General features: G+C 42.9%; 25 protein-coding genes and 1 tRNA gene. 3 read left to right on the forward strand and 23 right to left on the reverse strand.

Translation table 11 applies throughout. The features are described 5' to 3' along the window. The 22 genes from aroE to AC3IPL_RS06560 all read right to left on the reverse strand — a co-directional run bounded on the left by aroE (nt 1) and on the right by AC3IPL_RS06560 (nt 20,018). Nucleotides 1–804, reverse strand: coding sequence for a shikimate dehydrogenase (aroE, locus tag AC3IPL_RS06455; RefSeq protein ID WP_489239941.1), 804 nt, complete (start codon nt 802–804; stop codon nt 1–3). 8 nt (nt 805–812) lie between these two features. After that, a complete protein-coding gene (gene yqeH, locus AC3IPL_RS06460) occupies nt 813–1,910 on the reverse strand; it encodes a ribosome biogenesis GTPase YqeH (RefSeq protein ID WP_489239943.1) in 1,098 nt (365 codons plus the stop codon). A 119-nt stretch (nt 1,911–2,029) separates the two neighbouring features. Next, nucleotides 2,030–2,100, reverse strand: a tRNA-Gly gene (locus tag AC3IPL_RS06465). Nucleotides 2,101–2,178: 78 nt separating this feature from the next. Further along, a complete protein-coding gene (locus tag AC3IPL_RS06470; RefSeq protein WP_489239945.1) occupies nt 2,179–2,433 on the reverse strand; it encodes a hypothetical protein in 255 nt (84 codons plus the stop codon). A gap of 291 nt (nt 2,434–2,724) precedes the next feature. After that, nucleotides 2,725–3,555, reverse strand: a complete 831-nt coding sequence (locus tag AC3IPL_RS06475; RefSeq protein ID WP_489239947.1) for a prohibitin family protein — start codon at nt 3,553–3,555, stop codon at nt 2,725–2,727. After that, nucleotides 3,509–3,817 carry a hypothetical protein gene (locus tag AC3IPL_RS06480; protein WP_489239949.1) on the reverse strand — a complete coding sequence of 103 codons (309 nt, stop codon included), beginning with the start codon at nt 3,815–3,817 and terminating at the stop codon, nt 3,509–3,511. The genes AC3IPL_RS06475 and AC3IPL_RS06480 overlap by 47 nt, the downstream gene beginning before the upstream one ends. Nucleotides 3,818–3,925: 108 nt before the next feature. Next, entirely contained in the window at nt 3,926–4,450 is a 525-nt protein-coding gene (locus AC3IPL_RS06485; protein WP_489239951.1) for a YqeG family HAD IIIA-type phosphatase, read from the reverse strand. Between the two features lie 197 nt (nt 4,451–4,647). Further along, on the reverse strand, nt 4,648–5,355 hold the full coding sequence (gene mtnN / locus AC3IPL_RS06490) for a 5'-methylthioadenosine/S-adenosylhomocysteine nucleosidase (RefSeq protein ID WP_489239954.1): 708 nt from the start codon (nt 5,353–5,355) through the stop codon (nt 4,648–4,650). Between the two features lie 85 nt (nt 5,356–5,440). Next, nucleotides 5,441–5,917: a transcription elongation factor GreA gene (greA, locus tag AC3IPL_RS06495; protein WP_489239956.1), complete on the reverse strand. Its 477-nt coding sequence runs from the start codon at nt 5,915–5,917 to the stop codon at nt 5,441–5,443. A 23-nt stretch (nt 5,918–5,940) separates the two neighbouring features. Continuing rightward, on the reverse strand, nt 5,941–6,561 hold the full coding sequence (gene udk, locus AC3IPL_RS06500; protein WP_489242300.1) for a uridine kinase: 621 nt from the start codon (nt 6,559–6,561) through the stop codon (nt 5,941–5,943). Beyond that, complete coding sequence (locus AC3IPL_RS06505) at nt 6,558–7,820, reverse strand: peptidase U32 family protein (protein WP_489239958.1); 1,263 nt, start codon at nt 7,818–7,820, stop codon at nt 6,558–6,560. Before AC3IPL_RS06505 ends, udk begins: the two co-directional genes overlap by 4 nt. A gap of 11 nt (nt 7,821–7,831) precedes the next feature. Continuing rightward, nucleotides 7,832–8,755 (reverse strand): peptidase U32 family protein, encoded by a 924-nt coding sequence (locus tag AC3IPL_RS06510; protein WP_489239960.1) that lies wholly within the window; start codon nt 8,753–8,755, stop codon nt 7,832–7,834. Between the two features lies 1 nt (nt 8,756). After that, nucleotides 8,757–9,386: an O-methyltransferase gene (locus AC3IPL_RS06515; protein WP_489239962.1), complete on the reverse strand. Its 630-nt coding sequence runs from the start codon at nt 9,384–9,386 to the stop codon at nt 8,757–8,759. A 186-nt stretch (nt 9,387–9,572) separates the two neighbouring features. Continuing rightward, nucleotides 9,573–10,700 (reverse strand): endolytic transglycosylase MltG, encoded by a 1,128-nt coding sequence (mltG, locus tag AC3IPL_RS06520; protein ID WP_489239964.1) that lies wholly within the window; start codon nt 10,698–10,700, stop codon nt 9,573–9,575. Between the two features lie 17 nt (nt 10,701–10,717). Then, nucleotides 10,718–11,050 carry a DUF1292 domain-containing protein gene (locus AC3IPL_RS06525; RefSeq protein WP_489239966.1) on the reverse strand — a complete coding sequence of 111 codons (333 nt, stop codon included), beginning with the start codon at nt 11,048–11,050 and terminating at the stop codon, nt 10,718–10,720. A 12-nt stretch (nt 11,051–11,062) separates the two neighbouring features. Next, entirely contained in the window at nt 11,063–11,485 is a 423-nt protein-coding gene (gene ruvX, locus AC3IPL_RS06530; RefSeq protein WP_489239967.1) for a Holliday junction resolvase RuvX, read from the reverse strand. After that, complete coding sequence (locus AC3IPL_RS06535; RefSeq protein WP_489239969.1) at nt 11,478–11,747, reverse strand: IreB family regulatory phosphoprotein; 270 nt, start codon at nt 11,745–11,747, stop codon at nt 11,478–11,480. Before AC3IPL_RS06535 ends, ruvX begins: the two co-directional genes overlap by 8 nt. Before the next feature lie 61 nt (nt 11,748–11,808). Then, a complete protein-coding gene (alaS, locus tag AC3IPL_RS06540; protein WP_489239971.1) occupies nt 11,809–14,436 on the reverse strand; it encodes an alanine--tRNA ligase in 2,628 nt (875 codons plus the stop codon). 232 nt (nt 14,437–14,668) lie between these two features. Continuing rightward, complete coding sequence (gene recD2 / locus AC3IPL_RS06545; protein WP_489239972.1) at nt 14,669–17,038, reverse strand: SF1B family DNA helicase RecD2; 2,370 nt, start codon at nt 17,036–17,038, stop codon at nt 14,669–14,671. A 2-nt stretch (nt 17,039–17,040) separates the two neighbouring features. Continuing rightward, complete coding sequence (locus AC3IPL_RS06550; RefSeq protein ID WP_489239973.1) at nt 17,041–17,700, reverse strand: tetratricopeptide repeat protein; 660 nt, start codon at nt 17,698–17,700, stop codon at nt 17,041–17,043. 58 nt (nt 17,701–17,758) lie between these two features. Continuing rightward, nucleotides 17,759–18,871, reverse strand: a complete 1,113-nt coding sequence (gene mnmA / locus AC3IPL_RS06555; protein ID WP_489239974.1) for a tRNA 2-thiouridine(34) synthase MnmA — start codon at nt 18,869–18,871, stop codon at nt 17,759–17,761. Beyond that, nucleotides 18,861–20,018, reverse strand: coding sequence for a cysteine desulfurase family protein (locus AC3IPL_RS06560; protein WP_489239976.1), 1,158 nt, complete (start codon nt 20,016–20,018; stop codon nt 18,861–18,863). Before AC3IPL_RS06560 ends, mnmA begins: the two co-directional genes overlap by 11 nt. Before the next feature lie 134 nt (nt 20,019–20,152). Between AC3IPL_RS06560 and AC3IPL_RS06565 the strand changes: the two genes are divergently transcribed. Further along, nucleotides 20,153–21,073 carry a nuclease-related domain-containing protein gene (locus AC3IPL_RS06565; RefSeq protein WP_489239978.1) on the forward strand — a complete coding sequence of 307 codons (921 nt, stop codon included), beginning with the start codon at nt 20,153–20,155 and terminating at the stop codon, nt 21,071–21,073. Between the two features lie 346 nt (nt 21,074–21,419). Then, nucleotides 21,420–22,415: an LLM class flavin-dependent oxidoreductase gene (locus AC3IPL_RS06570; protein WP_489239980.1), complete on the forward strand. Its 996-nt coding sequence runs from the start codon at nt 21,420–21,422 to the stop codon at nt 22,413–22,415. Nucleotides 22,416–22,443: 28 nt separating this feature from the next. Here the strand turns inward: AC3IPL_RS06570 and cymR are convergent, their stop codons facing one another. Continuing rightward, nucleotides 22,444–22,863, reverse strand: a complete 420-nt coding sequence (gene cymR / locus AC3IPL_RS06575) for a cysteine metabolism transcriptional regulator CymR (RefSeq protein WP_489239982.1) — start codon at nt 22,861–22,863, stop codon at nt 22,444–22,446. A gap of 77 nt (nt 22,864–22,940) precedes the next feature. Between cymR and AC3IPL_RS06580 the strand changes: the two genes are divergently transcribed. Next, nucleotides 22,941–24,212 carry a replication-associated recombination protein A gene (locus AC3IPL_RS06580; RefSeq protein ID WP_489239984.1) on the forward strand — a complete coding sequence of 424 codons (1,272 nt, stop codon included), beginning with the start codon at nt 22,941–22,943 and terminating at the stop codon, nt 24,210–24,212. Nucleotides 24,213–24,217: the final 5 nt, after the last annotated feature.

The raw sequence follows: 24,217 nt of genomic DNA on the forward strand, positions 1-24,217 counted from the left end.
TTATAGTTCTTTAATAACGCGACTTTTCATTACCATTCTGTCTGCGTGTTGTTCAGTCCAAATTTCAAAGCTCTGTGCTCCTTGATTGACAAACATGTCGAGACCATTCATGACAGCAAGGCTGTATCTCTCGGCCTGCCTGAGAAATGGTGTCACTCTTGGTGTATAGATGATATCTGCCACTTTTGCTGAAGGCTTAAGTGTACTGAGATCACATAGTACATTCTCCTCAAAACCGGTCATACCTATTGGTGTCGTGTTAATCAACAAATCTACATCAGTCATGACATCATTGACCGCATCAAGCGCAATCGTATGGACTGGAAAGGACCAGTCGTCAAAGCGATGAAGCGACCGGTTGGCGACTATAACATTTGCACCTCTCATCGACAGTGCATAAGCTATTCCTTTACTCGCACCTCCTGCACCTAATATCAGCACGTTGAGCTCAGACAGATCGGTCCATCCAAAATTTTGAGATACACTTTCTACAAATCCACTGCCATCGGTATTGTAACCTGTCCATCGTCCGTCAATGATTTTCACTGTATTGACAGCACCAATTACTGCCGCTTCTTCATCTATCTCATCCAGATAAGATATGATATCTGATTTGAAAGGAATAGTCACATTGAATCCGTCTAATGTTTTGTCAGTGATAATATCTCTAATATGATGGAAATGCTGCGGAGCAATATCCAGTGCAATATATGTGTGCTGAAGATGAGCCGCATCAAAATTTGCCTGATGCATAACTGGTGACAGTGAATGTTTGATCGGATGGCCGATCACTGCAAAGTTCATTAAATCACCTACAATATACTTGGTCTTAAATAGACATCTACTTGTTTCGGTGCATATAAATTGATCACTGCACCTTCATCAACTGTAATAAATCCAAGACCTGAAATAATAATATCTTGTTTCTTATCCTTGACGGACAGCGTATGACGTCTGACAGCATCGAAGTCAAATGATTTACTGCCGGGGGGAACAAGTAGTTCACCAATCTGACGATGCCATAAGTCTTCTGCGTTCACTGTTTTTGTACGATGAATGTTCAACCTATTGGACACGAAACAATTCAAGCTTCGTCTGCCGCCAGTGACATAATCAACACGTACGAGACCGCCTAAAAATAATGTCTGTCCCTCGTTCAACTGATAATTGCGTGGTTTGATTTCTTCTTTCGGCATAATGACCTTCAGCTCTTCGTCTGTTACATAGTGCGTCATTTGATGCGCTTGAATAATCCCCGGTGTATCATACATAAATGTTCCGTCGCCTAACGGGATATCAATTAAGTCGAGCGTTGTGCCTGGAAAATGAGAAGTCGTGATGACATCTTTCTCTCCGATACTTCGTTCAATTAATTTATTGATCAATGTTGATTTACCGACATTGGTCGTCCCTACTATATAGACATCCTTGCCATTGCGCTGCTGTTCTATTGCTGCCAGCAGTTCATCTATCCCTTGATTTTTAACAGCAGATATCAGCACCACTTCTTCAGGCTTCATGCCCAGTTCTTTTGCGAGGTGTTTGATCCATAACTCTACTCTGTTTTTATTGATGAGTTTTGGGAGAAGGTCTATTTTGTTAGCAGCAAGAATCACTTTCTTATTACCGACAATCCGTTTCAGTCCATTGATCCATGACCCTTGAAAATCAAATACATCGATCACATTGACGATAACCCCTTCTCTATCACCCAGTGCATTCAGCATGGTCAAGAAATCATCACTTGTCATATTGACATCCTGAATTTCGTTATAATGCTTCAGCCTAAAGCAGCGTTTGCATATTACGTCCTCTTTGTTCAGGCTTGATGGCGGCACGTAACCCGCTTTAGTCACATCATCACTCTGAAGCACAGCTCCACAGCCGATACATCTCATTTCATTCGACAATCATATTCCTCCTATTACGAACTTTTCCTATAGCCCTTATTATTTTAACACATAAGTAATGGAATGAAAAAAGAACTATTCACCGCAAAAAGTCCCGGGAGATTCCCGGGACTTCAAGAAGCGGGTGATCGGAATCGAACCGACGACATCAGCTTGGAAGGCTGAGGTTATACCATTTAACTACACCCGCATAATTATTATCACTTATTGTATATGATTTCATTGAAAAATCAAAGATATAAGCTCCAGCCTACTGGAGCTTATTATTTTACCATCTATTCTCGAGTTTCTCAAGCATAGACTGACCTTGCTGAGTCAATTTCAAATCATTCATTGATTGGACATTATATGACCCATTCTGCTGATAGGCAGATTTGTCGCCGTCAACGAGTTCATTATCGAATAAATAGTCGATTTCATCGTTAAACCTTTCGGATTGCATATTCACTTTACTTGAATCAAACGTGCCTTCTTTGGAAATGCTGTCCAAGTAATTGTATAATAAATCTTCATTTAAATTCATCTTTTTCTCCCTTTTTTACTTTGTCATATTTGATATATACCCCTTCTAAAAATTTTTTATCAGCTGTCAGCTCATTTATACTGATAAATATTTGACGGCTCTGCTCGCTGGAATCGAAGATCAGTTCGGCGTTGACTCTGCATTAGTCAGAATCTCTTTGCTCGCCTTGTCCGTGTCATGTATTAACCGACCTTCCGCATGAATACCATGATAGCAGTGGTCACTGCTCAGGACAGTACGTTACTCTTTATGAAGAAAAACAAAAGCTCTCAACATTTGAGAGCTTTTGAGCTATTTATTGACATCAACAATGACACCTTCACCACCGATCGTAATCGGCTGTTTGCCGTCCCATTTATCGATCATTTGTTTACGAATAATGCGGTCGGATAATGATTTCTCTAGAATTTCATTGGCTTCTGCCTGACCTTCTGCTTCAATCTTCTTCTTCTTCGCATTTTCTTCAGCGATTGCTCGGTCAGTCTTAGCACGTTCTAATTCCTGGTTTGCTTTGACACGCTCATCGATGGCTTCTTGAGTCGCTTTATCAGCCTTTGGACTGGAAATCGCAATATCTTCTACGATGAAGCCCTGCTTCGTCAAATTATCCTGCAGCATTTCTAACGTTGATTTTTTGATTTCACCGGTCTTCACACCAAATGTTTCTATAACAGAATACTTAGCGACCGATTGACGCAGCCCATCCTGTACACGTGTTCTTAAAAATCCGTATTCCAACCCTTGTATATCAGCGTTACCAAATTTATTGAATATATCGACGACTTTTGTTGGATCGACATGGTAGTTGACACTGATATCCATATTTAAATTTTTACCGTCTGATGTTGCTACGTTTAAGTCGTTATATTCCTTTGTCTGTGTTCTTATCGGATAGTGGATTGCTTTATCAAGCGGGGATATGAAATGCCAGCCTGCAGGTTTCGTTTCTTCTTTGACTCCGCTTACTGAATAGATGACTGCCTGATGCCCTTGCGGCACTTTTTCAATACACATATATAGAATGATTGCCCCTATGACAAGCAGCCCTCCTATTAAAGTCGTCAGTAACAACGATTTACGGTTGACGGGTTTCGATGGTTTCGATGGTTTCATTGATTTCATTAAGCTCCTTTTCTAATTGTTTGATTTCAGACATCTGCTGAAAATGCTGGCTCCTTACATCAATGGCATGTTCAAGTGCTGCCTTGCGCTGAATAAGCCGCTCTTTTTCAAGCGCCATTTCATAACGCTGCTGCTGCTGCTCGCGTCTGATTTCTTCCGAGCCGCTTCTAAATGATATATAGTCATATAACTTTGAAAGTACAAAGTAAAGAATGATACAAAGAACAATCATCATCACTAATCCAATCAAAAAGTAGCGCATCACTTAGCTCCTTTCATTGACTCTTACTCCTATTATAACATGTAATGTCCTGCCAAATTTGTCTAAATTCCTTAAAGTTTCCTTAAAAAAGACGTGCACACTGCATGTCTACTCTTTCCAGTTGATATATCCTTTTCGTTTGAAATATGCGAGAAACCGCCGCTCCATCATACGATTGACCCTCGTCTTCCATTCATCATTGGATTTGACAGGTACGACCATAATCGAATAAAACCCATTTGAATTCGCTGCCAGCACATCAGTCATCATCTGATCACCGATAACGACCGTTTCTTCAGGTTTGACGCCCATTGCCCGGCACGCTTTTTTAAATGCAGCACCCATCGGTTTTCTAGCATTGAAAATATAGTCCACTTTAAGCGGTGTCGCAAATGATGCCACGCGTGCTTCGTTATTGTTGGAGACAATGGTCACCTTGATATCTTCATCGCTCATGCTATTGAACCATTCTACGACTTCATCAGTCGCTAGTTCTACATCCCAACCGACAAGCGTATTATCAAGATCAGTAATGATCGCTTTTACCCCGCGACCTTTCAATTCCTCAGGAGTAATTTCAAATATATTTTTTGCATATTTACTCGGTAACAAATACTTTTTAAATATTCCCATTGTTTCACCTCTATCATTCCTCATTTATTTCATACCCATTATAATAGTAACTCATTCACATAGAAACCCCAACTCCATTGGAATTGGGGTTGAACACTATTCGATAACTTCTCTTTCGCCGCGCTCTACTTCTGTCTCAGAGTAGATGAGGAATCCGATGATAGCAGTGACAACAACAGATAATGCCATAATATAAATCATAATGTGCCTCCTTTATCCGCAATAGTTTCTATTAATGATTTTACAATTTTACTTGAGGAGACGCAAGCGACTTTCAGAAACTCATCAAAGGTCATCCCCGCCTCACTATTTGCAAGATCAGATACTGCACGCGTAATAATGAATGGTACATGATACTGATGGCATACTTGTGCCACCGCTGCTGCTTCCATCTCAACAGCCAGAACATCAGGGAAATGGGTAATGATCTGCTCCTTTTTCTCAAGTGTTCCGATAAAGCTGTCACCGGACACGATAAGACCAGTATGAGCAGTCAAGCCATGCGTGTCAATTGCCTGCTCGGCAAGTGCCATCAGTTCTGCATCTGCCGCATAATAAAGTGGCATGCCGGGTATTTGCCCTAATGCATAGCCAAATTCTGTTGCATCCGCATCATGATGCAGCACGTCTTTACTGATAACGATATCTCCGACTGCAAGGCCGCTGCCAAGACCACCAGCGGATCCTGTATTGATGATCGCTTCCGGCTGATAGTTTTCAATCAGCAGTGTCGTGCAGATAGCGGCATTAACTTTACCGATTCCACTCTGCATCAATACGACCTCTTGACCGTACAGTATACCCGTATATACTTCTACATGTGCAAGTTGAATGGTCTCCATGTTCTCTATATCTTGTTTTAAAATCTCTACTTCTTCCTGCATTGCTCCGATGATTCCCAGCATAACTGCCTCCTCAATAAACTGCTAATATGAACGCCCTGAACGCATCTGCATCGCTCTGCAGGCGCCAAGGCGTTATCGTCATGTATTAGCTGATTTCTACAATTTTCACGCGCATTTCATTACCGTTCGGTAACGGTACATTGATTTCGTCATTGACTTGTTTACCAAGCAATGATTTTGCGATAGGTGATTCATTGGAAATTTTTCCTTCAAACGGATCTGCTTCAGCTGAACCAACAATCATATATGATTCTTCGTCACCGTCAGGTATCTCTACAAATTTGACTGTACGGCCGAGCTGTACTTCAGATTTTGAACCGTTATCCGAGATGATGTTTGCATGACGCAGCATCATTTCAATTTTTGTGATCTCCTGTTCAACGAAACCTTGTTCGTCTTTTGCTGCATCGTATTCAGAGTTCTCAGATAAGTCTCCGAAGCTACGTGCGACTTTAATTTTTTCTACAACTTCAGGACGTTTAACTGTTTTTAGGTACTCTAACTCTTCCTCAAGTTTGTTATAGCCTTCCTGAGTCATAGGATATTCTTTTTGGATTTCCATCAATCTCCCTCTTTTCTCGTTCTTTAATTTCTAACTAATGATTGTATTTTAGTCGTCATGATATCGATGGCGACGGTATTGCTGCCGCCCTCTGGAATGATAATATCTGCATATCTCTTCGTCGGTTCGATGAATTGATTATGCATCGGTCTAACAACTGTCAGATATTGGTCGATGACTGATTCCATCGTACGGTCTCGTTCTTCGATGTCTCTTACAAGTCTGCGAAGAATCCGAAGATCGGCATCAGTATCAACATATATTTTAACATCCATTAAATCACGTAATTTTTCATTCTCGAGTGCGAAAATTCCCTCTACTATAATAACATCTTTTGGCTCAAATGTAATCGTTTTCTCGCTTCTTGTATGGATCGTATAGTCGTAGGTCGGTACTTTGACCATTTTTCCGTCTCTTAAGTCCACTAAATTCTGATAGAGCAAATCATTGTCAAAGGCAAATGGATGGTCATAGTTAGTTTTCAACCGCTCATTAAAGCTTAAGTGAGATTGATCTTTGTAATAGTAATCCTGCTCAATAAGCGCCACACTGAACCCTTCCAGATTTTTCATTATCTGAGACGTCACAGATGTCTTCCCAGACCCTGAACCACCCGCAATACCAATAATGGTCGTTTTCATCAGCCGATTTCCTTCCGCATCATATTATTTTTATATACTGGATGCGCAACTTTGAACTGCACAATTTGCAATGGGTGACGTGCTGCATCAAGCACGTTCCCTTCTTCGTCATAAATCTTATCGACGATTTGTTTGAAGTTACTGATTTCAGGACCAAAGAATTCAATTTCCATGCCCGGCTTGAAATTATTGCGCTGCTGTACTGTTGCCATCTGTGTCTTTTCATCATAGTCTAACACTAAACCACAGAAATCAAAAGGCGTTTTTTTAGACTGCTGATGCCCGAACATCTGCTCTTCAAATCCAGGAACCCCTTCAAAAAAGGCAGGTGCTGTATCGCGGTTTGCGCATTTATCAAGCTCGATGAGCCATTCTGGATCAATCTTGAAATTGGCAGGATCAGCACAATAAGCATCGATGACTTTACGATAGACAGAGACTACCGTTGCAATATAATGGATGGATTTCATGCGTCCTTCTATTTTTAGAGAATCTACACCGATATCGATCATTCTTGGAATCGATTCAATCAATTTCAAGTCTTTCGGACTCATCGCAAATGGGGTGACATCATCACCTTCAAAAACAACGTCAATATCATCATTGTCTACAGACAATAGATCATAATCCCAGCGACAGCTCTGACAGCAGCCGCCACGGTTAGAATCACGCGCTGTCATATGATTGCTTAATGTACAGCGGCCTGAATAGGCGATACACATTGCACCGTGTACAAATGCCTCTATCTCGATATCCACTTTTTCTTTCATTAATTGAATTTCATCGGCGCTTGTTTCCCTTGCTAAAACCACACGTTCCAATCCTTCATTTTTCCAATACTCCACTGCTTTCCAGTTGGAGAGTGACTGCTGCGTGCTCAAATGAATTTCGAGTTTTGGTGCGACACGTTTACACGTCTCAATGATTAACGGGTCTGCCACGATAATGCCGGTAGCTCCTGCTGCTTCAAGACCTTGTAAGTAGTCTTCAAGTCCTGGAATATTTTCGTCATGTGCAAAGATATTAGTAGTCACATAGACTTTGGCACCGTATTTCGCCGCGAATTCTGCACCTTCTCTGATTTCTTCCATTGTAAAGTTATCAGCGTTCGACCGTAAGCCGTACTCCTGACCGCCGATAAATACAGCATCGGCACCATAGTGCACTGCCACTTTTAATTTTTCAAGATTGCCGGCCGGCGCAAGAAGTTCAGGTTTCTTCAGCATTTGTTTCGGTTTGATTAATTCCATTTCTGTTTTCATGTCTCTCACCCTTAATAAACAGTTTGTTTGTAGAGGAACCCTTGGTCTAATGGACGGTATTCAGGCTGAATATCTTCAATCACTTCCAGCAGTCCGAATTTCTCGTCATCGTATAGATCTGGATCTTCTTCGTACAAATCAATTGCTTTTCTATATTGTTTAGTCACTTCAGTGATATATTCTTCTGAATGCAGTACGCCGTCGATTTTAAAGCTGTCTATCCCTGCTTCAAACAGTTCCTCAAGCTCTTCTATGACACAAATGTCATTAGGGCTCATGATATGAGTCCCGTTAGCATCTTCAAAAATCGGATACTTATTATTACGTTCTTCATCGTAAAGTAACATGTTCTTTTCGTCCTGGCGATTTTCGATTTTCATTGCTTTTTCCTGGTAAAGGAAATAATTGCCGAGCAGCTGACGTTTCGACTGGAACATACATGTCATGCCATGCACTTGAACTTCGATTTCAACATTGGCATTCTCTTTGATTTCAATGACTTCTTCCATACTTAATTCACGGGCAAGTACCGCTCGCACTGCGCCTCTTTCTCCCCAGTAATTACACTGAAAGTGATTCGTAACGACTGTCTCCTGATTCCAGTGCAGTGGCAGCGGCTGTTCCTGTTCTTTGACATACATCATGACAGCAGGATCACCAAAAATAATACGGTCAACCTTGATGTCGTGCAGCCATTTAATATAATTTTCGACATCATCAAGATGTTCATTATGGAATAAACCATTGACTGCCACATAAGCTTTTTTTCCGGCTGAGTGGATGAGGTCAACAGCTGTCAGCAAATCCTGCTGTTTGAATTCTCCGGCTAATCTTAAGCCGTATTTCTGTTCACCGATCACGAAGGCATCAGCTCCCGCTTCAATCAGCACTTTTAGATGGTCCAGTGACTTTGGGGTAACCAGTAATTCTGTCATATTAAAACTCCTTTACCGAGATGCTCATGCCATCTCCTAAATCTATAAAATTTGTTGTATAGCCCGGCTGTTCTTTCAACCAGTTGTTGTATTGCTCAATTTTCCTTACCATTTGTTTGACGTTACGGCTTCTGACAATTTCGATATGGCCGACGAAGTCATGATACAAAATGTTGTCAGTAATGATGAGTCCACCGCGTTTAACAAGCGGACTGTATAATTCAAAGAATTTCTTCGACTGTGCTTTCGCTGCATCGATAAACAATATATCATACTGCCTGTCGTTCACATCAGAAAATGCTTCTGCCGCATCATTAAAGATGAGACGGATACGGTCTTCGCAGTGAAATGCCGCAACATTTGTCACTGCCTGCTCATACATCTCTTTATTTCTTTCAATCGTTGTCACTTCAATCTGGTCATTGACCGAAGCAAAATGCAGCGCACTATAACCGATGGCTGTCCCTATTTCAAGAATGGATGATGCCCCTTGAATTCTGATCAGCTGCTTCACAAGTTCGAGCGCCACTTTATCCATAATGGGAACTTGATTTGCCAGTGCATCATCACGTAACACATCTACTTCTGTATTCTTATTCAATTGTGTGATATATGATCTATTATTCAACACGACTCAATCCTTTAACAGAAAAACTACCAACCACATGGCCGGTAGAATTTGAATTCATTCAAAATATTGTATCACATATCCGCATAAAAATTAAGTCTTAATTTTACAGTCTCTCTTGATTGAATGAAAGGATGACCTAAAAAACGTTCCTGCTCATTTAAGAACAGGAACATTTAACGATGACCACTAGTTATCAATATGTTCAGCTTTCAGTTTGTTATGTTCTTCAAGCGTTTTAGAGAAGTAATTCTTGCCATCAGAGTCAGCCAGGAAGTATAAGTAATCCGTCTGTGCCGGATTCAGTACACTCTCCATCGAAGCCTTACCACTTGTTGCGATAGGACCGGGCGGAAGACCTGTATTTTGATACGTATTATAAGGGGAATCTACTTTTAAGTCTTCTTCATATGTGACTTCTTTGTGACGACCTAGTGAATATAGTACAGTAGGGTCCGTCTGAAGAGGCATAGGTGGATTTTCTTCCATCCGGTTGATGAAGACAGAAGCAATTTTTGCACGGTCCGTCAAGCCTGTTGCTTCCCGTTCTACTAAAGAGCTGAATGTCAGAAACTCATGGAATGTCAGCCGCTTTTCTGTACCCATTTCATTAATGACGATACCGCCATACTTATCCCATAATGGAAAAGCATTATCCTGAGTCGCAGTCAGCATTTTATCAACGATTTCTTCAGTCGTCGGATTCTCTTCAGTAAATTCATAAGTCGCCGGATAAAGGTAGCCTTCAAGCGGTCTCTTCACCTCTTTATCAAATACATCATCGGCAATCAGCTTCGGATGTTTCTTCTGCATTTTTTTGACGAATGCTTTGCTATTCACTGTTTTTTCGAAGTCCGCTGCTTTAATAGTTGTGTTTTTAGCAACGATATCTGCAATCTGATCAATGGTCATCCCTTCCGGAATATTCATCTTGAACGCGACCGGTACGTAGATTTTACCTTCCTGCAGACTTTTTGAAATCTGTTTGAAAGTCATTGATGGTGACAGCTCATAGCTGCCTGCCTGGAAGTTTGAAATATTGTTGAACTTCAAATAATACTTGAACATGTCACTGCTTTTGATGATCTTATTTTTTTCAAGCTTATCTCCGATCATCGTTGCCGTTTCACCAGGCAGAACTTCTATTTTAGTTGTGCTTTCATTGCCAGGGTCCAGTGGTTTCTGGCTGGCAGTAAAATAGAAGAACCCAGCTATCCCTGCAGCGATGAGGCCGAGCATCAATAAGCCGATGACTACAGCAGAGATGATCCTCGACGCTGATTTTGCATCCTTGATTTCTTCATTACGATTCCTCATAAAGTCACCCTTAGTTCCTAGAAATTTTCCTCGTCAATTTCAGTATTAACGATTTCCTCAATCATATCCCATTCTTCATCTGTTTCAACCGGTAGGAATTTACCGCCGTCACCTGTTTCATTAGGAACATTGATCATCGGAATCAACTCGATTTCATCTTCATCAGATGCGCCTTCTTCAGCTAAGATAACATAGTTTTTGTCGAATTCAGGATTGTAGAACTCCAGTACTTTGCGATAAAGTACTTCATTGTTATCTTCATCATATAACGTCAGTAATTCTTCTTCGTTATTGATATCTAAAGTTCCGTTGATTTCTTCGTTTTCATGGTTATGATTATGTTCTGTCATTGCTATTCTCCTCTATGATTTTGAATTTAAGTACCCTTGTAAGATAAATACTGCTGCCATTTTGTCTATCACTGCTTTTCGCTTTTTGCGCGATACATCTGCTTCCAGCAAAGAACGTTCAGCGGCTACTGTTGATAACCGCTCATCCCACATCACGATTTCTAAGTGCGGAACAGCTTCTTTCAGTAGTTCACTGAAATGCAGCGATGCTTCTCCTCTTGGACCTACAGTGTTGTTCATGTTTTTTGGAAGGCCGATCACAGCCACATTCACTTGATGTTCTTCAATGATTTCCTGCAGCCGATCAATGCCTAAGTAACCTTCTTGTTCGTTGATGCGGAGTGTTTCAAGCCCTTGTGCAGTCCATCCCATAGCATCGCTCAGTGCGACACCAATTGTTTTCGTCCCTACATCCAGACCGATTGCCTTATTCATTTGATTCTTTCTCTGAATGAATATAACTGGAAACCAGCTGTTCCATAATGTCATCTCTATCCAATCTTCTGATCTGATTGCGCGCATCATTATGTCTTGGAATATAGGCAGGATCTCCAGACAATAGATAGCCGACAATCTGATTGATTGGATTATAGCCTCGTTCTTCAAGTGTATGATACACATTGAGAAGAACAGTACGTACTTCTTCTTTCGGCAGCTCATCAAAGTTAAACTTCATTGTTTTATCGAAATTTTCCACTGTAAACACCCCTTATACTGACATTGATTCACTTTGTATCATACTATATTATAGCGTTAATTTATAGTGAAGATATGTGGTCTTTAACAAATTGTAATGCCTCTGTTATTTTTGAAGGGTCATTTGCACCACCTTGAGCTGAGTCAGGGCGTCCGCCACCTTTACCGGATGTCACTTCAGCGACACCTTTAATCAAGTTGCCGGCATGTACGCGGTCAGTCAACGATTGAGCGACTGTCGCCATGTAGTTTAATTTATCATTGGCAGCAACAAGGAATATCATGGTGTCAGGAAGTTTAGATTTATAATCATCCATCAATTCACGCAGTGCTTTAGCGTCATCAGCAGGCACTTCCATTGCGAGTATTTGAATACCGTTAATGGTTTCAACCTGTTCTTTGATGTCTCCGACCTTTAAGGTGGATAGTTCTTTATTAAGTTCTCCAAGCTGTTTTGTCAGCTGCTTTTCTGACTGTATAAGCTCAACAATCTTTGTCTCGAACTGCTCAAGATCTCTCGCCTTTAACGGTATCATCAACTGATTCACTGCTGTTTCATACTGAGTCATGAAGTCATAGGCAGCTTTGCCTGTCACCGCCTCAATACGCCGGACACCTGCCCCTGTTCCCGATTCAGAAACAATCTTGAATAAACCTATCTCTGCTGTGTTTCTTACGTGAACACCACCACATAGTTCAATTGAAAATTCACTCATTTCAACGACACGGACCACATCGCCGTACTTCTCTCCGAACAGTGCCATTGCACCCTTTTCTTTTGCCTGTTCAATCGGCATCTCTTCGATACTTACTTTGATGTTTGCCCATATTTTCTCATTGACAATCGCTTCTACTTTGTCCAGTTCTTCAGACGTCACAGGACCAAAGTGAGAGAAGTCAAAGCGCAGGCGTTCGGGCGTTACTAATGAGCCGGCCTGATTAACATGTGTGCCCAGCACTTGTTTTAATGCTGCGTGCATTAAATGAGTCGCACTATGATTTTTGATGATATCATTTCTAAAACCAGCATCTACAGCCGCTTCAACAGTGGATCCGACATGAACGCGGCCGAACTGAATCGTTCCTGTATGCAGATTCTGGCCATTCGGTGCCTTAGTGACCTCAGTGACTGCGATTTCAAAGTCATCATGGCTGACAGTACCTCTGTCAGCAATCTGACCTCCGCTCACTGCATAGAACGGTGTCTCACGCAGAATAAACTGAATCGTTTGTTCTCCTTCAACTTCACTGACTTCTTCACCAGCAAAGATGATGTTTTCTATTTCAGTCGTTGCTGTCAACGTCTCATAGCCGACAAAACGACTCGGCGTACTGATATTTGCCAATGTTTCGTTTTGAACCTGCATGCTCTGAGTTTTTTGACGGGATTCTCTTGCACGTGTCCGCTGCTCTTCCATCGCCGTTTTGAAACCTGCACGGTCAATGTTCAGTCCGTTTTCTTCTGCCAGCTCTTCAGTCAGTTCAACAGGAAAACCGAATGTATCATACAGCTTGAACACATCTTCACCGCGCAGTTCATGTGAACCGCTTGCTGCTTCTTCTTTCAGTCGATTGAAATGTACAAGACCTTCTTCCAGCGTCTCATAGAATCGTTCTTCTTCAGATTTAATCACTCGTTTGATGAAATCTTTCTGAGCTTCGACGTTTGGATAATAAGGCTTCATTATTTCAGCGACGATATCCACCAGTTCATACATAAACGGCTGATTGATTTCAAGTTTTTGTGCAAATCTTACCGCACGACGCAGTAGACGACGGAGCACATAACCGCGGCCCTCATTTGATGGCAGAGCACCATCTCCGACTGCAAATGCCACTGTACGGATATGGTCTGCAATGACTTTAAATGCAACATCATCTTCTTTTAATGTTCCATATGTTTTACCTGAAATCTGCTCAGTCTGTTTAATAATCGGCTGGAAGAGATCCGTGTCAAAGTTGGTTCTTACATTCTGAGACACGCTCGCCATCCGTTCAAGCCCCATCCCTGTATCAATATTCTGCTTTGGAAGCGGAGAATACGTATGGTCAGGATTATGGTTGAATTCTGAGAACACTAAGTTCCATACTTCGAGATAACGTTCATTCTCTCCACCTGGATACATCTCCTCAGCTGGATCATCCTGTCCGTAATCCTCACCACGGTCGTAGAAAATCTCGGTATTCGGTCCAGATGGTCCTTCACCGATATCCCAGAAGTTACCTTCAATTCGCGTAATCCGGTCATCTGTCAGACCAATCTCGTTGACCCACAGCTCATATGCTTCAGTGTCTTCTGGATGGATCGTCACATATAGCTTACTTGGATCAATCGCCATCCATCGTTCACTTGTCAGGAATTCCCATGCCCACTCAATGGCTTCTTTTTTGAAGTAATCGCCGATAGAGAAATTACCAAGCATTTCAAAGAATGTATGGTGACGTGCAGTGAACCCGACATTTTCGATATCATTCGTTCGTATTGATTTTTGAGCATTGACGATTCTTGGATTATTAGGAATAACCCGTCCGTCAAAATATTTTTTCAACGTCGCTACACCGGAGTTGATCCAAAGCAGCGTATTATCATCAATCGGTACAAGTGGTGCAGACGGCTCAATCATATGGCCTTTTTCAACAAAGAAATCAAGATACATCTGTCTGATTTCAGCAGCAGTTAATCGTTTCATTAAGTTATCTCTCCTTAAAATAAAATAAACGCCCGCCCCAGAAAGGGACGAACGTGTTCGCGGTACCACCCTAGTTATGACCGAAGTCATCACTCAAAGAATTATTGATTTACACTGTGAATGCAGCCTTCAAATGATCATTGCGTACCTTACACCGACCGGTACGTCTCTTAGAACAACGAATCACTTTACTCATCACTCACTGAATAATTAAATTATATGGACAATACGGCTATTCGTCAACTGTTTGATAATCATAAGGCGAAATACCTTCCATATTGATGAGAGGTGATATAAGATGCATGTTATCTTCAGTCAGCTCACCGACCGGGATATGCACCTCCTTATCATCATCGTTGAAGTAAGCTCTCAACGTCTCACTGAAAGAGGTCATCCGTTCCAGTCCAGTTCTACTGATTCCCTCATCAAATGCCTGACGTTCCCCGCAGATAATCAGTGACTGCTTCGCACGTGTCAAACCAGTATACAATATGTTTTTCTGCAGCATACGGTAATAAGCACGGACGACCGGCATGATAACAATCGGGAACTCCGAGCCCTGCGCTTTATGGATAGAGCAGCAGTAGGCATGAGTCAGTTCTGTTAAGTCCTGTTTCGTATAGGTGACCTCATTTCCGTCATAATCTACGACAACAACGTCTTTGTTCAAGGCATTTTCAGCGGCCATGAATATACCAATCACTTCACCGATGTCCCCGTTGAAAACATTATCTTCCGGTCGATTGACAAGCTGCAGCACTTTATCGTTTTTACGATAAACAATTTCACCAAACTGCAGTTCTCGTTTGTCATCAGCTTTTGGATTCAATATATCCTGCAGTTCCTGATTAAGAAATTTAATACCTGCTTTTCCTTTATAGATCGGCGCAAGCACTTGTATATCTCTTTTGTCATATCCTTTATCAACAGCGCGAGCCACTACTTGATTGATGACCTGAGGTATTTGATCGGTGGAACATGGAATAAAGGAGCGGTCGTTATAGCGCGCGGCTATATCAAATGACTGATTGCGCTTAATCTGATGGGCCAGTTCTATGATGGATGAGCCTTCTTGTTGACGATACACTTCTTCCAGTTCAACCTGCGGCATAATCTTAGAATCAATCATATCTCTGAACACCTGACCCGGCCCGACTGACGGCAGCTGATCTTGATCGCCGACAAAAATCAGCTGGCAGTCATTCGGCACTGCCCGCATCAGCTGAAACATCAACCATGTGTCGACCATGGACATTTCATCGATAATGACGATCTTCGCAGTGATTTCATTCTCAAGAATATCATCCGGCTTACTCTCACGTGTCCAGCCGATCAAACGATGAATGGTAGTCGCCTCTAGACCAGTGGATTCTGCCAGTCGTTTTGATGCGCGGCCAGTTGGTGCTGCAACGGCAATCGGGAAGTCAGACTGCTCATAGTCCTTATAGTCGAGACTGAGGCCGTGAAGTTCAGCGTACAGATTGACAATTCCTCTGATCACTGTTGTCTTCCCTGTACCGGGGCCGCCTGATAAAATCATCATCTTGCTGTTCATCGCTATTTGCAGTGCTTCACGCTGCTTAGCGGCATAGCTCACTTCAAAGAGGTCTTCAAGCTCCCCGATCATCAAAAGCACTTCAGACTGTTCAAACTGTTTGATGTTATCCTGATGGTTCATCAGTCGATGCAGCGTCTGCACCGTCTTCATTTCAGAATAATATAGACTCGGCAAATAAATACGATCATCATCATTGACAAGAATCTTCTCTTCAGTCAGTTCAAGGAGTTTGTTGACCAGTAGTCCGGAATCAATCATTTCACCACTTTTCGTCAGTAAATGATAAGCCGTTTCAAGGAGCATATCTTCCGGAATATACGTATGGCCGTTCTGTAGACATGCCTGCTCCATCGCATAGACGAGCGCCGCTTTCAGACGTTCCGGATGATTTCCTTCCATTCCTAAGCGCTGTGCTAATTCATCGGCTTTGTTAAAACCGATTCCTTGAATATCCATCACGAGTCGATACGGCGATTCCTTAATTGTTTTAATAGTATCCTCTTTGTAATACTGATAGATCTTCATCGCCAGCTGCGGTCCGAAACCCCAGTCATTCAGCTTGATCATCGTCTTTTCTATCGCCTGGTTGTCATTGATCGTCTGATAGATCATATCCTTTTTTTCGGTGGAGAGCTTAGGCACCTGGTCAAGGACCGCTCTATCTTCCATAATCATTTTCAGTGCATCATCACCGAGTGTGTCAACGATTTGACGTGCAATTTTTTTGCCGATACCTTTAAAAAGGTCACTCGATAAGTAATGGATGACGCCATCTTTTGTCTGCGGCATTTCTTTCTCAAATTTCTCAGCTGCCAGCTGCTTTCCATATTTAGCGTGCGTTACTACCCTGCCGGTAAAAGTATAAGTATCACCTTCAGCAATTTGAGGGAAGTACCCTGTAACTGTGACCTCTTCTTCAAAATCTTCATTTGAATCTACCACTTCCGCTTTCAAAACAGTATAAAAATTATCCGCATTCTGAAATAAAATACGGATAATGGTTCCTTTGACAAACGGCTGATCAAATAAAGACATGTTTTCCACAGTTACTCCTCCTTCAGTTGTCCGAACATGTTAATCGCATGCCCTGCAAGCAAGTGGTCAGGCTGTATTGCTGTGACCCGCTTAAATGTATTTATCGCTTGTTCTGCATCATCATCCAGCATGTACCGGGCAAGTGCTAAATTATAAAGAGCGTCCGTATGTTCAGGCTGACGCACGAGTAGTTCGTTTAAAACAGCCACTGCTTCGTCGTACATCGATAGCTGGCACAAAATCAGACCGTACTGAAAAGCAATCTCATCATCAGCCGGCTTAATTTCGTAACTGCGCATCATATAAGGCAGTGCAGCATTGAAATCACCTGAATTGATAAAACTCATGCCCAGCATATAGTGAATGTCAGCATCTTCCTTGTTCACAACAAGTGCTTTCTGATAGAGCTTGACGGCCTCACTATAACGCTCATGATTAAAATAAATGTTTGCGAGACCGTAATAGGCACCACCGTGCTCAGAATCCAGTGTCAATGCTTTCTGGAAAAAACGTTCTGCTTCTTCTACTTTGCCGGCATCTGCGAGAATGGTTCCTGTATTGATATAGTGATTCGGTTCATCAGGCTGTTCTTCTATCGCTTTAAAAAGCATTTCAAGTGCCTGCTCATATTTTTTCTGCTGTATAAGTTCAATTAACTGCTGTTCGTCCATAACAACCTCCAATAATCCTCATTATATCAAACTATAAAAAAAGAAGACATATGTCTTCTTAGACGACATATGTCAGTTGGTGTTCATGCTTAAAGACATCATCAATCGTTGCCCCGCCCAGACAAACCTCGCCCTGGTAAAAGACAACCGCCTGTCCCGGTGTAATTGCGCGCACCGACTCAGCGAACGTCACTTTCAGCTGTGTATCTGATATTTTTTCAACTGTGACTTGAGTGTCCTGCTGACGATATCTGAACTTCGCTGTACAGCTGAGCGGTTCTGAGAGGTCCATCTCCCCGACAAAGCTGAAGTCTGAGGCAATCAAGTAATCACTGTACAACGTGTCATGATGGAAGCCCTGCTCTACATACAGCACATTGTCATCAAGATTTTTGCCGACGACAAACCACGGATCCCCGTCACCACCTATACCAAGTCCGTGACGTTGACCGATTGTATAGTACATTAATCCCGCATGCTGCCCCATATCTTTACCGTCAAGCGTAGTCATACGACCCCTTGTTGCCGGCAGATACTGACTTAGAAATTCTTTGAAGTTTCTTTCACCGATAAAACATATACCCGTGGAATCTTTTTTCTTGGCAGTCGCCAGCTGGTATTTCTCTGCAATAGCGCGCACTTCCGATTTTTCCAGATGACCGAGCGGGAACATCACGTGCTGCAGCTGTTGTTGAGTCAGCTGGTTCAAGAAATACGTCTGATCTTTGTTGTTGTCGATACCCCGCAGCATGTCGACGGTGCCATCGTCATTACGGCGAACTTGTGCGTAATGACCAGTTGCCACATAATCTGCACCTAGTTTCAATGCGTGGTCAAGAAACGCCTTGAATTTGATTTCTTTATTGCACATGACGTCAGGGTTGGGTGTCCGTCCTTTTTTATATTCATCGAGGAAATATGTGAATACTTTGTCCCAATATTCCTGTTCAAAATTAACTGCGTAATACGGGATCCCGATCTGATTGCAGACCGCTATGACATCTTCGTAATCTTCAGTCGCAGTACACACACCGTTTTCGTCTGTATCATCCCAGTTCTTCATAAAAATACCGATCACATCATAGCCTTGTTCTTTCAAGAGCAGTGCTGTGACTGAACTATCGACACCGCCGGACATACCGACGACGACTTTCGTTTGTTTATTTTCCATTGAATTCGCTTCTTTCTCTATTCATTTCGTATATTTTCAACAGTTGATCTGCAATATAATCTAATTGGTCTTCAGTCATCTCATGACCGAAACTGAATCTGATGGAGCGCTTCGTCCGCGGATCATCGCCGAACATAGCTGACAGAACATGTGAAGGTTCAATGGATCCAGCAGTACATGCAGAGCCGCTCGACACATAGACACCAGCCATGTCCAGTAACGTCAACATTATTTCAACATCGCTGAACGGAAAGTATAAATTGGTGATGTGTGCAAGCTGCATATTCTTGTCTCCATTCACTTCAAATGGAATGGACCGCTGCTGCAGACCATTTAAGAAATATTCTTTCAGCTGCATCAGTCGGATGTTATGGTCGTCCAGCTGACTGACGACTTCAGTTAATGCTCTTGCCATTCCTTTGATCAACGGAACATTCTCTGTTCCTGCACGGCGCTTTGTTTCCTGTGAGCCACCGAGCTGTGAGTATTCCAACGGTGTCCCCTCTTTGATATAAAGCAATCCGACACCTTTAGGACCATAGAACTTATGAGCGGTCAAGCTCATCATATCAACGTTCAGTTCGTTGACATCAAGCGGCAGATGTCCGGCAGTCTGAACTGCATCTACATGGAAGAGCGCCTGATGGTCTGACAACAGTGCGCCGATGTCATCAACGGGTTGAATAGTCCCTACTTCATTATTGCCGAACATCACAGAGACGAGAATAGTGTCTTCTCTAAGTGCCTCTTTTAAATCGTCTATATTTAACAGGCCCTCATGACTGACCGGCAGATAGGTCACTTCGAAGCCTTGCTTTTCAAGATATTCAAAGACGTGCAGCACAGAATGATGTTCAATCTGAGTCGTAATCAAATGATGCCCAAGGTGCTTATTCTTGTATGCTGCTCCTTTAATCGCGGTATTATTCGATTCTGTAGCACCGCTCGTGAAGATGATTTCCTTCGGTTGTGCATGAATAGCACCTGCAATTTCCCGACGAGACTGATCAATGATTTGCCGCGCATTCCGCCCCGTCTGGTGAATAGATGAGGGATTGCCGAATGTCGTCTCATAGACCGCTGTCATCTCTTCTAAAACATGAGGCGAAACGGGCGTTGTCGCTGAATAATCTGCATACACTTGCATCTTGAACATCCTTTCCGTATTTTTCAATACTCTATAATAGCACCGATTCATGTAAATAGCTAGTTACTGGAACTTTACAATTTGTAATAAATCATTTCGCGATTTTTACCGATTATAAAGTAGGAGGTGCTCGAGTGACGAGGACACTGATCAACTTAGAAGTACTGAGTAAGAGATGTATTTTAGACGATGCCGACAAGAAGCTGCTTGACAAGGAAAGGAACGGGTTCAACGGGGAACGGCTCGTCGGAGAAATTCTGCAGAAGGCGCTTGACGGCCGGTGGTACGTGAGCAATATACTACTCGAGCATGACCAGAATTATATTCAGCTGGATCATGTCATCATTACCCGCCAGCGCGTCATTATATTAGAGGTGAAAAACCACCGCCACGATTATGAGATCCGTTCCGGAAAATGGCATTTTCAAAACGGCAGAGAAGTCAGTAATCCATTGAACCAGCTGGAGCGGGCTAAAAGCATACTCGCTCACTGGCTTCAACGACGAAAGGTTTACCTGCAGGTTCATGGTTATATCGTCTGGACAGGTGACAGCCATATATTCGGCCTGCAGCCTGACGATGCAATCATCAAACTGACTAAACTGACAAGAATAATCAACGAGTTACAGGTCAGTGACGAGCTATTCCCTCAGTTACACGAAGTTTTTCTTACAGACCAACTGAAAACCAATCCATTCTATCATCATCGTGCTGCGGGTCAGCTCAAAAACGGCTTCAACTGTCCGTCATGTTATTGTTTAAGTCTGAACGGCAGAAAGCAGCAGATGAAATGTACCGACTGCCGGACTACTTTTTCGATCAGTGAAGTCCTCAACATTAATATGATTTATTACTGTTCAGTACATGACGTCCATGAATTCAGCATCCGCTGCCTCGCGGAATTTTTCGGCGACTATTTTACAGTCAGGACACTCCAGCTTTATATCAAGAGCTACGTAGAGGAGAAGCGGCTCATCAAAATCAATCGCACCACTTATCGGCTGCCGGAGACGATTGACACCATGATTAAGGAGCACCTGTTAAACAATGGTTAACGGGTGTGTTCGTTTGGCGCGTCCCCCCGCGAATATCCTGGCCGCTATGTTCTTTTGGCAGGGCTCCCGCGAATATTCTGACCGCTATTTTCGTTTGGGGTCTCCCGCGAATATTCTGGCCGCTATGTTCGTTTGGCAGGGCTCCCGCGAATATTCTGGCCGCTATATTCGTTTGGCGCGTCTCCCGCGAATATTCTGGCCGCTATGTTCGTTTGGCAGGGCTCCCGCGAATATTCTGGCCGCTATGTTCGCCGGGGAACAATCCGGTCGTCAGGCATATTCGTTTCTCTACCTATTCCCTGGATGCTAAACTGTCCTATATAACTAGGAGAAAGAAGGTTTATCAATGAACAATACAAAGATTCCAGTATCTGTACTGGACCTTGCTATATTAAGACAGGGAGAAACGAATCGTCAGGCCATCCAGAATGTTGTCAACTTGGCTCAGACTGTCGAAGAGCTCGGCTATAACCGGTTCTGGATTGCGGAACATCATAATACGCCGAACTTAGCGAGTTCAGCGACAGTTGTCCTCATCAATCATGTACTTGCTCATACGAAGCGTATTCAAGTAGGTGCAGGTGGTATCATGCTGCCGAACCATACACCGCTCATCGTTGCTGAACAGTTCGGCACGCTCGAAACCATCTATCCGAATCGTCTGAACCTAGGGCTCGGCCGGGCGCCTGGCACTGATATGATGACTGCAAGCGCCCTCAGAAGAAATCAGCATGAATCTGTCTATACATTTCCGGATGATGTCAAGGCGCTTCTTGACTATTTCGGGCCGGAACATAAGCAGGGCTATGTAAAAGCATATCCGGGTGTGGACACCAATGTGCCATTATATATTCTCGGTTCATCCACTGATTCTGCTCACCTTGCGGCACGTCTCGGACTTCCTTATGTGTTTGCTGCTCACTTCGCACCTGAGCAGATGAAAGAAGCGATTGCCATCTACAGAAATCTCTTCACACCTTCTGAGTATCTGGATAAGCCCTATGTGATCATCGGCATGAATGTCATTGCTGCTGAAACTGATGAAGAAGCGGAATTTCTGGCGACAAGTACGCATATGATGTTTTTAAGCATTGTCAGAAATTCAAGACAGCCGCTGCAGCCGCCGACCCATGACATTGATGCCATCTGGAGCCCGCAGGAGAAAATGATGGCAACATCACGCACAGCGGCTTCACTCATCGGCTCCAAAGAAACAATTTCAAAACAACTGGAAGACTTCCAGAATCAATATCATGCAGATGAAATTATAGCAGTGTCCTATATTTATGACCTTGACAAGCAGCGCCGCAGCTATGAAATATTAAAAGAAGTCACATCATAAAAAGCAGCTCTCACTCGAGAGCTGCTTTTTAAATATAGAACATATAGCCTTCAATGATATCTTCATCTTTGTAATCCATTAAATCTTCAAGTGTCGTTTCGTCCAGTACTTGTTTGACAGCATCACGTATACTCATCCAGAGTTGTTTTTGCGCCGGTGGTTCATCTTCAATACCTTCGACTGGTATAATAGGACCTTCCAGCAGCCGGATGATGTCACCTGCTGTAATGTCTCCTGGCGCTTTCATCAGTTGATAACCGCCCTTTGCGCCGCGGACACTTCGGATAAGTCCGGCATTTCTTAACGGCCCTACTAACTGCTCCAAGTATAGATCACTCAAACTATTCTCCTCAGCAATTGTCTTCAAAGACACAGTTCCCTGTCCGTAACGTTTTGCCAGGCTGATCATTAATGTAAGACCATAACGGCCTTTAGTTGATATTTTCATCCAGACGTCTCCTTTTTGTTAAATCAATTTTATCACATTTGTCGCGAAAATAAGGTAAACTTTAATAAAAAAGGAGGATGATGATGGAACCTTTAGCTTATAGAATGCGACCGACGACGATTGATCAAGTCATCGGTCAGCAGCACTTAGTGGGTCCCGGTGGAATCATCAGAAGAATGGTTGATGCAAGACGGTTGTCCTCGATGATTTTGTACGGCCCGCCCGGTACCGGTAAAACAAGTATTGCTCGTGCAATCGCCGGATCGACAGCGGTAAAATTCAGACAACTGAATGCTGTCACTGATACAAAAAAAGATTTGCAGATAGTCGCTGAAGAAGCAAAGATGTCCGGCCAGGTCATTCTATTGCTGGATGAAATTCACCGTCTCGACAAAGCGAAACAGGATTTCCTGCTGCCGCATCTTGAAAACGGCCGGATCATCTTAATTGGTGCGACGACGTCCAATCCATATCATGCCATTAATCCTGCCATCCGCTCACGGGCACAAATATTTGAACTTCATTCATTGACTGAAGAAGATATCCGGACAGCTCTTGAACGGGCACTCACTGACCCTGTGAATGGCTTTGGCAATGAATCGATTGATATAGAAAAAGCAGGAATGGATCATTTTGTACTGGCTTCCGGCGGTGACGTCAGAGCTAGTCTGAACGCTCTTGAACTTGCTGTTTTATCATCGACAGCACAGGACGGGACCATTGTCATCACACGTAAAGACGCTGAAGACTGTCTCCAGAAGTCGTCGTTTAACTTTGACAAGGACGGTGATATGCATTATGACATCATGAGTGCCTTTCAAAAATCTATTAGAGGAAGCGATGTCGATGCGGCACTTCATTACCTTGCCCGGTTGATCAATGGGGGTGACCTTCCGACCATTACCCGTCGGTTGCTCGTCATCAGTTTTGAAGACATCGGCCTTGCCTCACCTCAGGCAGCCTCACGTACACTTGCCGCCATCGAAGCAGCAGAGCGGCTCGGGTTTCCGGAAGCTCGCATTCCGTTAGCTCAAGCTGTCATCGAACTCTGTCTCAGTCCTAAATCCAACTCTGCCATCACTGCTATAGACCGGGCATTGTCTGATGTCAGAACGGGCAGATCCGGTGACATTCCAAAACATTTAAAAGATGCGCATTATCAAGGCGCAAAAGCTCTGGGCAATGGTATCCGTTATCAGTACCCGCATGATTTCAAAGGTGGATATGTCAACCAGCAGTATTTGCCCGACAACTTAAAGAATGCCAAATACTATCAGCCGAAAGATACGAGTAAATCCGAAGCACAGTTCAAGCAAATTTATGATGCCATCAACGAACAAAAGAAGTGACCTCG

This window comes from Macrococcus sp. GL_134, assembly GCF_057834705.1.

Coding starts and splice junctions, on each gene's coding strand:
- aroE (WP_489239941.1), bottom strand. CDS start 804: ATGAACTTTGCAGTGATCGGCCATCCGATCAAACATTCACTGTCACCA.
- AC3IPL_RS06470 (WP_489239945.1), bottom strand. CDS start 2,433: ATGAATTTAAATGAAGATTTATTATACAATTACTTGGACAGCATTTCC.
- AC3IPL_RS06475 (WP_489239947.1), bottom strand. CDS start 3,555: ATGAAATCAATGAAACCATCGAAACCATCGAAACCCGTCAACCGTAAA.
- AC3IPL_RS06480 (WP_489239949.1), bottom strand. CDS start 3,817: ATGCGCTACTTTTTGATTGGATTAGTGATGATGATTGTTCTTTGTATC.
- AC3IPL_RS06485 (WP_489239951.1), bottom strand. CDS start 4,450: ATGGGAATATTTAAAAAGTATTTGTTACCGAGTAAATATGCAAAAAAT.
- mtnN (WP_489239954.1), bottom strand. CDS start 5,355: ATGCTGGGAATCATCGGAGCAATGCAGGAAGAAGTAGAGATTTTAAAA.
- greA (WP_489239956.1), bottom strand. CDS start 5,917: ATGGAAATCCAAAAAGAATATCCTATGACTCAGGAAGGCTATAACAAA.
- AC3IPL_RS06505 (WP_489239958.1), bottom strand. CDS start 7,820: ATGAAAACAGAAATGGAATTAATCAAACCGAAACAAATGCTGAAGAAA.
- AC3IPL_RS06510 (WP_489239960.1), bottom strand. CDS start 8,755: ATGACAGAATTACTGGTTACCCCAAAGTCACTGGACCATCTAAAAGTG.
- mltG (WP_489239964.1), bottom strand. CDS start 10,700: ATGAGGAATCGTAATGAAGAAATCAAGGATGCAAAATCAGCGTCGAGG.
- AC3IPL_RS06525 (WP_489239966.1), bottom strand. CDS start 11,050: ATGACAGAACATAATCATAACCATGAAAACGAAGAAATCAACGGAACT.
- ruvX (WP_489239967.1), bottom strand. CDS start 11,485: ATGAATAAGGCAATCGGTCTGGATGTAGGGACGAAAACAATTGGTGTC.
- alaS (WP_489239971.1), bottom strand. CDS start 14,436: ATGAAACGATTAACTGCTGCTGAAATCAGACAGATGTATCTTGATTTC.
- AC3IPL_RS06550 (WP_489239973.1), bottom strand. CDS start 17,700: ATGGACGAACAGCAGTTAATTGAACTTATACAGCAGAAAAAATATGAG.
- mnmA (WP_489239974.1), bottom strand. CDS start 18,871: ATGGAAAATAAACAAACGAAAGTCGTCGTCGGTATGTCCGGCGGTGTC.
- AC3IPL_RS06560 (WP_489239976.1), bottom strand. CDS start 20,018: ATGCAAGTGTATGCAGATTATTCAGCGACAACGCCCGTTTCGCCTCAT.
- AC3IPL_RS06570 (WP_489239980.1), top strand. CDS start 21,420: ATGAACAATACAAAGATTCCAGTATCTGTACTGGACCTTGCTATATTA.
- cymR (WP_489239982.1), bottom strand. CDS start 22,863: ATGAAAATATCAACTAAAGGCCGTTATGGTCTTACATTAATGATCAGC.
- AC3IPL_RS06580 (WP_489239984.1), top strand. CDS start 22,941: ATGATGATGGAACCTTTAGCTTATAGAATGCGACCGACGACGATTGAT.